This is a genomic window from Mesorhizobium muleiense, from assembly GCF_900099905.1.
GTDB classification, from domain to species: Bacteria; Pseudomonadota; Alphaproteobacteria; order Rhizobiales; family Rhizobiaceae; genus Mesorhizobium; species Mesorhizobium muleiense.
On record NZ_FNEE01000001.1, the window covers coordinates 476,333 to 489,243 of the forward strand.

Annotated in this window: 11 protein-coding genes; 3 read left to right on the forward strand and 8 right to left on the reverse strand. The window is 63.5% G+C overall.

Annotated elements, in window-relative coordinates:
* Positions 1-25 precede the first annotated feature (25 nt).
* The 4 genes from betB to betI form a co-directional block, all read right to left on the reverse strand.
* Positions 26-1,489 carry a betaine-aldehyde dehydrogenase gene (gene betB / locus BLT09_RS02110; protein WP_091590834.1) on the reverse strand — a complete coding sequence of 488 codons (1,464 nt, stop codon included), beginning with the start codon at positions 1,487-1,489 and terminating at the stop codon, positions 26-28.
* 162 nt (positions 1,490-1,651) lie between these two features.
* A complete protein-coding gene (betA, locus tag BLT09_RS02115) occupies positions 1,652-3,313 on the reverse strand; it encodes a choline dehydrogenase (RefSeq protein WP_091590836.1) in 1,662 nt (553 codons plus the stop codon).
* Entirely contained in the window at positions 3,313-4,842 is a 1,530-nt protein-coding gene (betC, locus tag BLT09_RS02120) for a choline-sulfatase (RefSeq protein WP_091590336.1), read from the reverse strand. Before betC ends, betA begins: the two co-directional genes overlap by 1 nt.
* A complete protein-coding gene (betI, locus tag BLT09_RS02125) occupies positions 4,839-5,429 on the reverse strand; it encodes a choline-binding transcriptional repressor BetI (RefSeq protein WP_091590338.1) in 591 nt (196 codons plus the stop codon). The genes betC and betI overlap by 4 nt, the downstream gene beginning before the upstream one ends.
* Before the next feature lie 225 nt (positions 5,430-5,654).
* On the opposite strand from betI, the gene BLT09_RS02130 reads away from it, so the two are divergent.
* The 3 genes from BLT09_RS02130 (at position 5,655) to greA (ending at position 8,595) form a co-directional block, all read left to right on the forward strand.
* A complete protein-coding gene (locus BLT09_RS02130; protein ID WP_091590838.1) occupies positions 5,655-6,821 on the forward strand; it encodes an acetyl-CoA acetyltransferase in 1,167 nt (388 codons plus the stop codon).
* Positions 6,822-6,948: 127 nt separating this feature from the next.
* Positions 6,949-7,953 carry an asparaginase gene (locus BLT09_RS02135; protein WP_091590340.1) on the forward strand — a complete coding sequence of 335 codons (1,005 nt, stop codon included), beginning with the start codon at positions 6,949-6,951 and terminating at the stop codon, positions 7,951-7,953.
* 168 nt (positions 7,954-8,121) lie between these two features.
* Positions 8,122-8,595: a transcription elongation factor GreA gene (greA, locus tag BLT09_RS02140; protein WP_091590342.1), complete on the forward strand. Its 474-nt coding sequence runs from the start codon at positions 8,122-8,124 to the stop codon at positions 8,593-8,595.
* Here greA and BLT09_RS02145 read toward each other — a convergent pair.
* The 4 genes from BLT09_RS02145 to BLT09_RS02160 form a co-directional block, all read right to left on the reverse strand.
* Complete coding sequence (locus tag BLT09_RS02145) at positions 8,592-8,981, reverse strand: type II toxin-antitoxin system death-on-curing family toxin (RefSeq protein ID WP_091590343.1); 390 nt, start codon at positions 8,979-8,981, stop codon at positions 8,592-8,594. The two genes, greA and BLT09_RS02145, sit on opposite strands and share 4 nt — an antisense overlap.
* A complete protein-coding gene (locus BLT09_RS02150) occupies positions 8,978-9,199 on the reverse strand; it encodes an AbrB/MazE/SpoVT family DNA-binding domain-containing protein (protein ID WP_091590345.1) in 222 nt (73 codons plus the stop codon). The genes BLT09_RS02145 and BLT09_RS02150 overlap by 4 nt, the downstream gene beginning before the upstream one ends.
* A 69-nt stretch (positions 9,200-9,268) precedes the next feature.
* On the reverse strand, positions 9,269-11,392 hold the full coding sequence (gene scpA, locus BLT09_RS02155; protein WP_091590346.1) for a methylmalonyl-CoA mutase: 2,124 nt from the start codon (positions 11,390-11,392) through the stop codon (positions 9,269-9,271).
* The gene (locus BLT09_RS02160; RefSeq protein WP_091590348.1) at positions 11,389-12,828 is read right to left on the reverse strand and encodes a methylmalonyl-CoA mutase subunit beta; all 1,440 of its coding nucleotides are present in this window, start codon (positions 12,826-12,828) and stop codon (positions 11,389-11,391) included. The genes scpA and BLT09_RS02160 overlap by 4 nt, the downstream gene beginning before the upstream one ends.
* Positions 12,829-12,911: the final 83 nt, after the last annotated feature.

The following is a 12,911-nucleotide window of genomic DNA, read 5'->3' on the forward strand; positions in this document are numbered from 1 at the left end:
CTCTGGTCGGCGGCGCCGGTGAGCCTCAATAGGGGCTCGCGACGTCGCCGGTCTCGACATAGACCGACTTCAACTGCGAATAGAGTGCCAACGCGGCAAGTGAGTTTTCTCGCCCGATTCCCGACTGCTTGAAGCCGCCGAAGGGAATTTCGACGGGCGTCAGGTTGTAGGCGTTGATCCAGCAGGTGCCGGCCTGCAGCTCGGCGATGACGCGGTGGGCGCGCGGCAGGTCGCGCGTGAACACGCCGGCGGCAAGGCCAAATTCGGTATCATTGGCGCGGTCGATCACCTCGTCCTCACCGTCGAATTTCAGCACGCTCATGACAGGCCCGAAAATCTCCTCGCGCGCGATGCGCATGGTGTCGGTGACGCCGGTGAAGACCGTCGGCTCGACGAAGAAGCCACCCTGGAAACCTTGCAGCGAAGGTACATTGCCGCCGCAGGCGAGCACAGCGCCATCCTGCTTGCCGGCCTCGATATAGCCGATGACCTTTTCATGCTGCGCCTTGGAGACCAGCGGTCCCATCTGCGTTTCCTGGTCGAGCGGATCGCCGATACGGATTTTCTTGGTCCGTTCGACCAGTCGTTCGACGAAACGGTCGTGGATGCCCTTCTGCACGAAGACCCGCGTGCCGTTGGAGCAGATCTGGCCGGTCGAATAGAAATTGCCGAGCATGGCGCCGCCGATGGCATTTTCGAGATCGGCATCGTCGAAGATGATCAGCGGCGACTTGCCGCCAAGCTCCATGGTGGCATGCTTCATCTTCGAGCCGGCGAGCGACAGCACCTTGCGGCCGGTCGGCACCGAGCCGGTCACCGAGACCTTGGCGACGACATCGTGCCCGACGAGGCCGGCGCCGACATCGCCATAGCCCTGCACGACGTTGAACAGCCCGTCGGGCAGGCCGGCCTCGGTGTAGATTTCGGCGAGCGCCAGCGCCGACAGCGGCGTGTTCTCCGACGGCTTGAACACCATGGCGTTGCCCATGGCGAGTGCCGGCGCCGATTTCCAGCCGGCGATCTGGATCGGGTAGTTCCAGGCGCCGATGCCGACGCAGACGCCCAGCGCCTCGCGCCTTGTGTAGGCAAAGGCGCCGCCGAGATCGACGGACTCGCCATTATAGGCAGCGACCGCGCCGCCGAAATATTCGAGGCAGTCGGCTGCCGATGACGCGTCCGCCACCAGCGTCTCCTGGATCGCCTTGCCGGTATCCAGCGTCTCGATGCGTGCCAGGTCGGCGTTGCGCACGCGCAATATGTCGGCGGCGCGGCGCAGGATGCGCCCGCGCTCGACCGGCTTCAGCCGCGCCCAGGCCGGTTGTGCTGCACGCGCTGCTTCGATCGCCAGTTCAAGCACGTTCGGCGTCGCCGAACGCAGCATCGCGATGGTCTCGCCGGTTGCTGGATAGATGACCGGCAGCGGCGCACCTTGCTCATCGTCGATGTAGCGTCCGTTGACATAGTGCGATGCCTTTGGCTGGGCGCGCATGGGACCTTCTCCAAACTGTCTTTCGATGGGACCGGCGGGCGGGCACCGCCGGATCATGGCTTATCGCATCGGCTCGAAAATCGGAATCGATTTTCGGAAAGCACGATGCGAGGACTAAAAAAGCGATAGAGTGCTTGTGCGTCCGAATGGACGCACGTCGCTCTATCGATCCGACACCTGCCAGCGCGGATTGATCCATGGTTCCTGGTTGGACGGCGCCAGCGGCGAGCGGCCGAGAATGTGGTCGGCGGCCTTTTCGCCGGTCATGATCGACGGCGCGTTCAGATTGCCGTTGGTGACGCGCGGGAAGATCGAAGAATCGGCGATCCGCAGCCCTTCGACGCCGATGACATGGCATTCCGGATCGACGACGCTCATCCGATCATCCTTGCGGCCCATCTTGCAAGTGCCGCAGGGGTGGTAGGCGCTTTCGGCGTGATCGCGGATGAAGGCATCGAGATCGTCGTCCGACTGCACGTGCGAGCCCGGCGAGATCTCCTTGCCGCGATAGGGGTCGAAGGCCGACTGGCCGAAGATCTCGCGCGTCAGCCGGATGCAATGGCGGAACTCGATCCAGTCGTCCGGATGCGACATGTAGTTGAAGCGGATCACCGGCTTCGATCCGGGATCGGGCGAGCGCAGCGTGACCGAACCGCGCGACTTCGATCGCATCGGCCCGACATGCGCCTGGAAACCGTGCGCTTTCGCGGCCGCCTTGCCGTCATAGCGGACCGCCGCCGGGATGAAATGATACTGGATGTCGGGATAGTCGACGCCGGCGCGCGAGCGCACGAAGGCGGCCGCCTCGAAATGGTTGGTTGCGCCGAGGCCCGATTTGAAGAACAGCCATTGCGCGCCGATCAGCGCCTTGGAGAACGGGTTCAGCACCGAATTCAGCGTGATCGGCTGCGTCGATTCCTGCTGGATGTAGAGTTCCATATGGTCCTGCAGGTTGCGGCCGACGCCGGGCCGGTCGGCGATCACCGGAATGCCGTATTCCCTCAGATGTTGGGCCGGGCCGATGCCGGACAGCATCAGGATCTTGGGCGAATTGATCGAGGAGGCGGCAACGATCACTTCTCGTCGCGCCTTGATCACCTGAATCCGTCTGCGCACTTCGATCTCAACACCGGTGGCGCGTTGATTCTCGATGATCACCCGTCGGGCGAAGCCCTTGACCAGGCTTACATTTTTCCGCCTCAGCGCCGGCCTGAGATAGGCACTCGCCGCCGACCAGCGGCGGCCGCCGCGAATGGTCTGCTCCATCGGCCCAAAGCCTTCCTGCTTCGCGCCGTTGTAGTCGTCGGTCAGCTCGAAGCCGGCCTGACGGCCTGCCTCGACGAAGGCGCCGTAGAGTGGATTCGTCCTTGAGCCGCGCTGCACGGTCAGCGGGCCGCCGTGGCCGCGCCAGCCATTCTCGCCGCCGTTTGCGTCCTCCATGCGCTTGAAGTAGGGGAGCACGTCGGCAAACCCCCAGCCAGCCGCGCCCTGTTCTGCCCAATGGTCGAAATCGCGGGCGTGACCGCGTACATAGACCATGCCGTTGATCGAGGACGAGCCGCCGATGACCTTGCCGCGCGGCGTCGCCAGCACACGGCCGCCGAGATGCGGCTCCGGCTCGCTGGCAAAACCCCAGTCGTAGAGGCTCATATTGAGCGGGATCGACAGCGCCGACGGCATCTGGATCAGCGGCCCGATGTCGCTGCCGCCAAATTCGATGACGATCACCGAATATTTGCCATCCTCCGACAGCCGGTAGGCCATGGCCGAGCCGGCCGAGCCGGCGCCGATGATGACGAAATCCGCCTCAAGACCGTCTGTCATCATTCGCCTCGTGGAAAGCGCTTCTGCTCTTCGAGCAGGTCGAGGTTCATGTGGTTGCGCATGTAACGTTCCGAGGCCTTCTGCAGCGGCTGGAATTCCCAGGGGTAATGTGTGCCGTTGCGCAGCGCCGGATAGACCACCCAGCGGCGCGCCTGGCTGGCGCGCACGGCGGCATCGAAGGCAGCCATGTCCCAGCGCGCCTGGACCTTGCCGGTGAAAGAAGCCACCAAAGCCGCGTGCGCCGGGTCAGCGGCGAGGTTGGTCAATTCCCGCGGATCCGATTCAAGATCAAACAGTTGCGGCGGATCGATCTCGCAATGGATGAATTTGTAGCGGCCCTCGCGGATCGCCACCATCGGCGCGTTGGAGCCTTCGGCCGCATATTCCATCAGCACAGGTTCAGCGCGCGTCTTGCCGTCGAGCAGCGGCAGCAGCGACTGGCCGTCGGTCCATGGCGCAATCGCGCTCATGTCGATGCCGGCGAGGTCGCAAAGCGTCGGCACGACGTCGAGATTGGAAACCGGCGCGTCGATCAGGATGGCCGAAATATCTTTTCCGGCGATCATCAGCGGCACCCGCGCCGAGCCCTCGAAGAAGCACATCTTGAACCACAGGCCGCGCTCGCCGAGCATGTCGCCGTGATCGGAGCAGAACAGGATGATCGTGTCGTCGAGCATTCGCGTGCGCTCGAGCACCGACAGCAGTTCGCCGACCTTGTCGTCGAGATAGGAGATGCTGGCGAAATAGCCGCGCCGCGCGCGGCGGATCTGCTCGCCGGTGATGTCGAAACTGTCATAGTCGCTGGCGCGGTAAAGCCGCTGCGAATGCGGATCCTGTTCGTCATAGGGGATGAAGCCGACTTCCGGCTCGAGCGCCGGGCAATCCTCGTAGAGATCCCAGTAGCGCCGGCGCGCGACATAGGGGTCGTGCGGATGGGTGAAGGAGACGGTCAGGCACCACGGCCGGCGCGCGGCATCGTCCGAGACGCGGGCGAAATCATAAAGCTTCTGCACCGCGTGAAAAGCGACTTCGTCGTCATATTCCATCTGGTTGGTGATCTCGGCGACACCGGCGCCGGCCACCGAACCGAGATTGTGATACCACCAGTCGATCCGCTCGCCGGGCTTGCGATAATCCGGCGTCCAACCGAAATCGGCCGGATAAATGTCAGTGGTCAGCCGCTCCTCGAAGCCATGCAACTGATCCGGCCCGACGAAATGCATCTTCCCGGACAGGCAGGTGTGGTAGCCGGCGGTACGCAGATGATGCGCATAGGTCGGGATCGACGAGGCGAATTCGGCGGCATTGTCATAGACCTCGGTGCGCGACGGCAACTGGCCGCTCATGAACGCCGCACGGCCCGGCGCGCAGAGCGGCGAGGCGGTGTAATTGTTCTTGAAGCGCGCCGAACGAGCCGCCAGCGCCTTCAGATGCGGCGCATGCAGGAAGTCCGCCGGCCCATCCGGGAACAATGTGCCGTTGAGTTGATCGACCATGACGATCAGAAAATTGGGTCGCTTCGACGTCACTGCGCGCTCCGCTGGCCGAGTTTCGTTTCGAGATAGTCCTCGATCAGCGCGATCGCGGTCGCGGCATTGGGCACGCCGTCCTTCAGCGCGCGCCTGATGTAGAGCCCGTCGATCAGCGCCGCTGTCGCCTCGGCGACACGGTCGGCTTCGCTTCTCGGCAGGATGCCAGTCAGCCCGCTCAACAGATTGGAATGCAGGCGTCGCGCATAGACCTTGAGCAGCCGGCGCAGCGCTGGCGATTTCTGCGCCTCGACATAGAAGGCGAGCCAGGCGGCTATCGTTTCCGGCTGGAACTGGGCGTCGGAGAAATTGACGGCGACCACCGCCGAAACGCGCTGGCGTGGCGTGCTGGCCGATCGAAGCGCGCGCCGCATGTCGGCGGTCAACTCGGCCAGGATGTGCCGCATCGTCGCCAGCAAAAGTTCGTCCTTGGCGCCGAAATAGTGATGGGCGAGCGCCGAGGACACCCCGGCGCGCCCGGCGATTTCCGACATCGTCACATCAAGCGAACCGCGCTCGCCGATCGCCGAGATCGTCGCGTCGATCAGCGCCCTGCGGCGCAGCGGCTCCATTCCGATTTTCGGCATCTTTGCTCCGGTCCGTTGCGGCAAGATTATTTTTTATTGACGGATCAATCAACAAAAATCCGACGCGATTGTGTGGCAAATGTCAGCTGCCGTGACCAGATATCAAGATCAAGTCGTTGTGTGGTTCTGGCCCCTTTACGAAGTCGCTGGGACGGTTCATTCTTGAACAATGTTGATAGCGCGCCGCGACATCGCGTAGCCCGGCCCGCAGGGATGGAGATAACCATGACAGCATGCATCGTCGGCTGGGCGCATTCGCGCTTCGGCAAGCTCGAAGGCGAGACGCTGGAGGGCCTGATCACCAAGGTGGCTAGCGGGGCGCTCGATCATGCCGGCATCGGTCCGGACGAGGTCGACGAGATCGTGCTCGGCCACTTCAATGCCGGCTTTTCCGCACAGGATTTCACCGCAAGCCTGGTCCTGCAGGCCGACGACCGGCTGCGCTTCAAGCCGGCGACGCGGGTCGAGAACGCCTGCGCCACCGGCTCGGCGGCGGTCAGGCAAGGCATCCGCGCCATAGACGCCAATGCGGCGCGTATCGTGCTGGTGGTCGGCGCCGAGCAGATGACGACGACATCAGGTCCGGAAATCGGCAAGAATCTTCTCAAGGCCTCGTATCTGCCCGAGGAGGGCGACACGCCGGCAGGCTTCGCCGGCGTTTTCGGCCAGATCGCGCAAGCCTATTTCCAACGCTATGGCGACCAGTCGGACGCGCTGGCGATGATTGCCGCCAAGAACCACAGGAACGGCGTCGACAATCCCTACGCGCAGATGCGCAAGGATTTCGGCTATGAGTTCTGCCGGCACGAGAGCGAGAAGAACCCCTTCGTCGCCGGTCCCCTGAAGCGTACCGACTGCTCGCTGGTGTCGGACGGCGCCGCCGCGCTGGTGCTTGCCGACACGGCGACGGCATTGAAGATGCGCCGCGCCGTCGCTTTCCGCGCCAATGAGCACGTGCAGGATTTTCTGCCGATGTCGAAGCGTGACATCCTGGCATTCGAGGGTTGCGAGCAGGCCTGGAATCAGGCGCTGAACAAGGCTGGCGTGACGCTCGACGATCTGTCCTTCGTCGAGACGCATGACTGCTTCACCATCGCCGAGCTGATCGAATATGAGGCGATGGGCCTGGCCAAACCGGGCGAGGGCGCAAAACTGGCGCTGGACGGCGAGACGGCGAAGGACGGCCGGTTGCCGGTCAATCCGTCAGGCGGGCTGAAGGCCAAGGGCCATCCGATCGGCGCCACCGGCGTCTCGATGCATGTGCTGAGCGCTATGCAGCTCGTCGGCGAGGCCGGCGGCATCCAGGTGCCCGGAGCAAAGCTCGGCGGCATCTTCAATATGGGCGGCGCCGCGGTCGCCAACTATGTTTCCATTCTCGATCGGATCAGATAAAAACCGCCCGCATTACAGCGCCGCGCGCCCTTCCGGGCGCAAAGGACGCTGTAACACTTTGATTTTACGCATGATGCTTTTCGAAAATCGAATCCGATTTTCGAGGTCGTGCGTTAGCGGGGAATTCATGATAAATCCGGTTCTGGTCGAAGTTTTGCGCGGCGCCGTGGTCGAGAGCGCGCATCGTGGCGCCATTGCGGTCTTCGATGCCGATGGCAAGCCGGTCTGGGAAATCGGCGATACGGCTCGCCCGGTGTTCCCGCGCTCGGCGGTCAAGGCGATCCAGGCGCTGCCGCTGGTCGAAAGCGGCGCCGCCGATGCGTACGGTTTCGGCGACCGCGAACTGGCGCTGGCCTGCGCTTCGCATTCGGGCGAGCCGGCGCATGTCGAACTGGCGCGGGCGATGCTGGCCAAGGCCGGGCTGGACGTAGCGGCGCTGGAATGCGGCGCGCATTGGCCGTCCAGCCATGATGCGACCGTTGCGCTGGCCAGCAACGGCAATTTGCCAAATGCACTGCACAACAATTGTTCCGGCAAGCATGCGGGCTTCCTCTGCACCTGCGTCCACGCCGGCGTCGCTCATCGCGGCTACGTCAAATCAGGCCATGCCTCGCAGGAGATGGTGCGCGATGCGATGCAAGCGGTGACCGGTGCTGCCCATGATGTCGATCATTGCGGCACTGACGGCTGCTCGATCCCGACCTATGCCGTGCCGCTGCGCAGCTTCGCCCTCGGCTTTGCCCGCATGGCGACCGGTGTCGGCTTTGAACCCCTGCGCGCCAAAGCCGCAAAGCGGCTGCTTTCCGCCTGCATGGCCGAGCCATTTCTGGTCGCCGGCACGGGCAGGGCCGATGTTGCACTGATGCAGGCCGCGTCAGGCCGGATTTTTGTGAAGGTTGGGGCCGAAGGCGTCTATTGTGCGGCACTTCCCGAGCTTGGCCTTGGCATTGCACTGAAATGCGATGATGGCGCCGGCCGCGCCGCTGAAGTCATGGTGGCGGCGTGCATGGCCAAAGTTTTGCACGCCGACAAGGCACTGGCGGCGATGCTGATCGAACAGGCACATCCGCCCATAGAAAGCCGGATCGGCGCCAAGGTCGGCTCACTCCGCCCCACTGCTGCGCTGAGCTGAGAACGGGCAATCAGCTCAAGTGATTGCGTCCGATGGTCAGATGCGCATAGCTACACAAATTCCCAGCGTCCTGCCGTCGCGCCGCAGGAATCGTGTCACGCCGGATCGGCAGATCCGGTTTTCCGGCAATAGCTTGTGGAGTCGCCACGCGAGGCATAAGCTCGACTGATGAGCAGAGCCTTCACGCGCGAAGAAGATAGCGAAAACGCCATCGCCGGCATCGGCGAGCGGCCGATCAGCCATCATCGCAATCTGGTGACGCAACGCGGCCTGGCGCTGATCGACGCCGAACTGGCTGCCCTGCGCGACGATCTGGGCAGAGCGGAAAAGAGGGCCGACCGCGAGCGCATCGCGCTCATCTCGCGCGACCTGCGCTACTGGACCGCGCGGCGTGAAAGCGCCGAGCTTTCCGTGCCGGAACCGGGCAGCGACCTGGTTCGCTTCGGCATGGGCGTCACGCTGGAAGGCGATGACGGCAGGAAGGTGCACTGGAGGATCGTCGGCGAGGATGAGGCGGATCCGGCCAAGGGGACGATTTCCCATGTTTCACCGATGGCCTTGGCCTTGTTCGGCAAGAAGGTCGGCGAAATTGCCGTGGTGAACGGCAGGGAGTGGGAAATCGTCAAGCTCTCCGACAATTAGACATCGATCTTGATGACATGGTCGCGGAAGAACGCCGCAGCACCAGCCTCGTCGATCTCGCCGGCGGCAACGCCCATGACGAACTCATAGATCGTGCCGTTGTCGGCCGTCAGCACATAGCCGTTGACAATCAGGAACGCGCCGGCGGCGACGATGGCCGCGCGCTTGTTGCCGTCGACGAAGGCGTGATTTCTTGCGATGCCGAAGATATAGGCCGCGGCCAGATCCTCGATCGATGGATCACCATAGTTGGCCTTGTTCTCGGCTCGGGCGGGCGCCGATTCGAGGGCATTCTCATCCCTCAAACCGTGCGCTCCGCCGTGCCGACGCAACTGCTCGGCGTGCATGGCTTCGACCGCACGCCGGCTCAGGAACTCCCAGCTCATTCGGCGAGCTTCTGAAGCGCGACTTTGTATTTGTCCATGACTTGGCGAGCAGCTTCCATCTGCCGCTCGAAGCTGTCGTCCACTGGCCGAAGGGCGATGCCCTTGCTCGTTTCGACGATCTCAAACTGATCGCCGGCCTTCAGATTCAGGTGATCGAGAATTTCCTTAGGCAGGATCACGCCTTCGGAATTGCCGATTTTGCGAATGGTCGTGTTCATGGATTCAGCCTCTGTTGCAACGCCAATTATAACTCAATTGTCGGTCGTTGCAACATGGATTATAACAACTCAGCCAGCCTGCAGCAGCCGGTCCATCAGCCGTTCGGCGGCCTCGGGAATAACCGTGCCTGGCGGGAAGATCTCCGCCGCCCCCGCCTGCCGTACCGCCTCATAATCCTGCGGCGGGATGACGCCGCCGGCAACGATCAGCATGTCGTCGCGGCCAAGCTTCTTCAGCGCGTCCCTGAGTTCGGGAATGAGCGTCAAATGACCCGCGGCCAGCGACGAGGCGCCAATGATATGCACGTCGTGCTCGACGCCAAGCCTGGCGATCTCGTCCGGCGTCTGGAACATCGGCCCGACGGTGACGTCGAAGCCGAGATCGGCAAAGGCGGTGGCGATCACTTTCTGGCCGCGATCGTGGCCATCCTGTCCCATCTTGGCGACGAGAATGCGCGGCTTGCCGCCGGACTTCTCCTCGAACGCGACGATCTTGTCCTGCAGCCGATCGACCACCGGATTGTCGCCGAGCGCCTTGCGATAGACGCCGGAGATCGTCTGGACCGAGGCGACATGGCGGCCAAAAACCTTTTCCAGCGCCAGTGAAATCTCGCCGACCGTGGCGTTGGCGCGTGCGGCGCGAATGGCGAACTCCAGCAGATTTTCGCCGCCCTCCGCAGCCCGGCTCAGCGCACTCAGTGCGCTCTCGACGGCGCCGACGTCGCGCGTGCCTTTCAGCCGCTGCAGTTTCGACAATTGCCGGGCCCTGACTTCGGCGTTGTCGATCTTCAGCACGTCGACTTTGATATCCGTCTCGGGACGATGGGCGTTGACGCCGACCAGGATCTGCTCGCCGGAATCGATCCGCGCCTGCGTGCGCGCGGCGGCCTCTTCGATGCGCAGCTTCGGTATGTTTTTTTCGGTTGCGGCGGCCATGCCGCCCAGGCTCTCGACCTCTTCGATATGGGCAAGCACGCGCGCCGCCAGGTCATGCGTCAGCCGTTCGAGATAGGCAGAGCCGCTCCACGGGTCGATGATGCGGGTGGTGCCGGATTCCTTTTGCAGGATGAGCTGCGTGTTGCGGGCGATGCGGGCCGAATGGTCGGTCGGCAGCGCCATCGCCTCGTCGAAGGCGTTGGTGTGCAGCGATTGTGTATGACCCTGCGTCGCCGCCATCGCCTCGATCATTGTGCGGATGATGTTGTTGTAAGGGTCCTGCGCCGTTAGCGACCAGCCCGAAGTCTGGCAATGGGTGCGCAGCGACAGCGAACGCTCGTCCTTCGGCGAAAAGTTCTTCAGCATCAGGGTCGACCACAAAAGGCGGGCTGCCCTCAGCTTGGCGACCTCCATGAAGAAGTTCATGCCGATCGCCCAGAAGAAGGACAGGCGCGGCGCAAAACGGTCGATATCGAGACCCGCCGCGACACCGGCGCGGGCATATTCGATGCCATCGGCGATGGTGTAGGCGAGCTCGAGGTCGGCGGTCGCCCCTGCCTCCTGCATGTGATAGCCGGAGATCGAAATCGAATTGAACTTCGGCATGTGCCGCGACGTGTAGGAGAAGATGTCCGACACGATCCGCATCGAAGGTTTTGGCGGATAGATGTAGGTGTTGCGCACCATGAACTCTTTCAGAATGTCGTTCTGAATGGTCCCCGCAAGGTCCTTCTGCGCAACGCCCTGTTCTTCCGCGGCGACGATGTAGAGCGCCATGATCGGCAGCACCGCGCCGTTCATGGTCATCGACACCGTCATATCGTCAAGCGGGATGCCGTCGAAGAGCTGGCGCATGTCGAGGATGGAATCGATGGCGACGCCTGCCATGCCGACATCACCGGCAACGCGCGGATGATCGCTGTCGTAGCCGCGATGCGTGGCAAGGTCGAAAGCGACCGACAGTCCCTTTTGGCCGGCCGCGAGGTTGCGCCGGTAAAAGGCGTTCGACTCTTCCGCCGTCGAGAAGCCGGCATATTGCCTGATCGTCCACGGCTGCTGGACATACATGGTCGGGTAGGGGCCGCGCACGAATGGCGGCAGGCCCGGATAAGTGTCGAGATGCGGCAACCCCTTGAGGTCGCCCTGGTTGTACACATGCTTGATGGCCAGTCCTTCCGGGGTCATCCTCTGGCCCTTGACCTCAATCGGCGCCCGGCGCGGCGCCGACCAGCCGATCTGGCTGAAATCCGGAATCATGATGCTGCTCCGATCGATTGATCGATACGGATCGGAAACAGCGGCTCGCACACCGCGACGCCCTCGGTGACCGCGGGCCGCCGCTCCGCCGCCAGGGTTTCGACCGGACGTTCGATCTTCGACGGGTGAAGCGTCGTGCCGATGATGGCCCGGTCGCCCGCCTGATAGGTGGCATTGCGGCGGGCGGCGGCCGCCTGAACCCGTTTCTGGATGTGTCCTTGCTGCAGGCTGGACAGAACGCCGCCTTCCGCCTCGATCCGCTGGAATTCTTCCCACGCCGCTTCGCAGAGTTCGGCAGTCAGCGCTTCAACGGCGCCCGAACCGCAAGCAGGGTCGGCGACATGATCGATATGGCTTTCGTTGGCCATGATCAGTTGCGTATTGCGGGCAACACGGCGGGCAAAGCCCGCCGGCAGGCCATGCGCGATAGTATGCGGCAGGATGGAGACCGAGTCCGCCCCGCCGGCTGCCGCGGCAAAAGCGGCGATCGTGGTGCGCAGGATGTTCGTCTCCGGGTCCGCCGAAGTCATCATGCGGAACGATGTCTCGGCATGGATGTTGGCGGTGGCGGCGGAGATCGAGCATGCCTCCTGGACCCGCGCCCACAGCCTGCGCAGGGCCCTGACCTTGGCCATCGATACGAACTGGTCCTGGTCGACGCTCAGCGCAAAGCCGATATGGGGCGCCGCATAGACAAGCGGCTGGCGCGCCTCCTCAAACATCCGGAGATAGGAGACCGCCGAAGCCATCATGGTGCCCAGCTCCTGCGCTTCGGTGGCACCGGCATTGTGGAAGACGCGTCCGTCTGCCTCCAGCAGGACCCCGGGCACGCCCATCGAGAAAAAGTGCGCCAGGGACTGCGGCATCGACGCCTGCAAGGCCTCTATCGACATCCGCAACCGCCCGGTTCCGGCAAAGATCGCCGCCGGGTCGATGCCGAAGGACAGGTTGAGTTTTGCCGGGTCTGACCGGCGCTTGCTCAAGAACGCAACCAGCCAGTCGGCCACGGCGCGGCTCCAGGGATGCGCGTCGATGCGGACCTGGATGCGGTTGAGCGGCACGCCGTCCAGCACGGTCTCCAGCGCCTCGGCAGTCCTCGGCAGGCCGTAGCCGAACGCATTCGGCGCGCCTTCGAAGACAAGCGACAATCCGGTGGCGCCCTGTGCGACGTCCTCCAGGGCCTGGGCTTTGGCGCGGCCGACATCCGGATCGTCGATACGCTGGCTGACGATCCACGGCGATCCGGGGTTTGCCCGTGGGAGAGGCTCTGCGGTGACCGAACGATCATAAAGCGGCTCGATGCGGATGCCATCGTCCGTATGGGAAACGAGCTTTTCCTCGAAGGATCCGCCGGCCAGGGCTTTTTCCGCAAGGGCCAGCCACCGCTGCCGGTCAGGGTTCGGAAGTTCGGCATCGTGGTTCAAGGCACCGGCCATCCGCTCTCCTCGTCTTCTCGGCCGATAGGCCTGGAACGTCAGTCTACGGTTCCCCGTCGCATATCACAATGCAACACGCGCCC

What these genes read in the sequence shown, in the direction of transcription:
- BLT09_RS02160 (WP_091590348.1), bottom strand. Translation starts at nt 12,828, where the DNA reads ATGGCCGGTGCCTTGAACCACGATGCCGAACTTCCGAACCCTGACCGG.
- scpA (WP_091590346.1), bottom strand. Translation starts at nt 11,392, where the DNA reads ATGATTCCGGATTTCAGCCAGATCGGCTGGTCGGCGCCGCGCCGGGCG.
- betB (WP_091590834.1), bottom strand. Translation starts at nt 1,489, where the DNA reads ATGCGCGCCCAGCCAAAGGCATCGCACTATGTCAACGGACGCTACATC.
- BLT09_RS02150 (WP_091590345.1), bottom strand. Translation starts at nt 9,199, where the DNA reads ATGAACACGACCATTCGCAAAATCGGCAATTCCGAAGGCGTGATCCTG.
- betA (WP_091590836.1), bottom strand. Translation starts at nt 3,313, where the DNA reads ATGACAGACGGTCTTGAGGCGGATTTCGTCATCATCGGCGCCGGCTCG.
- BLT09_RS02130 (WP_091590838.1), top strand. Translation starts at nt 5,655, where the DNA reads ATGACAGCATGCATCGTCGGCTGGGCGCATTCGCGCTTCGGCAAGCTC.
- BLT09_RS02145 (WP_091590343.1), bottom strand. Translation starts at nt 8,981, where the DNA reads ATGAGCTGGGAGTTCCTGAGCCGGCGTGCGGTCGAAGCCATGCACGCC.
- greA (WP_091590342.1), top strand. Translation starts at nt 8,122, where the DNA reads ATGAGCAGAGCCTTCACGCGCGAAGAAGATAGCGAAAACGCCATCGCC.
- betI (WP_091590338.1), bottom strand. Translation starts at nt 5,429, where the DNA reads ATGCCGAAAATCGGAATGGAGCCGCTGCGCCGCAGGGCGCTGATCGAC.
- BLT09_RS02135 (WP_091590340.1), top strand. Translation starts at nt 6,949, where the DNA reads ATGATAAATCCGGTTCTGGTCGAAGTTTTGCGCGGCGCCGTGGTCGAG.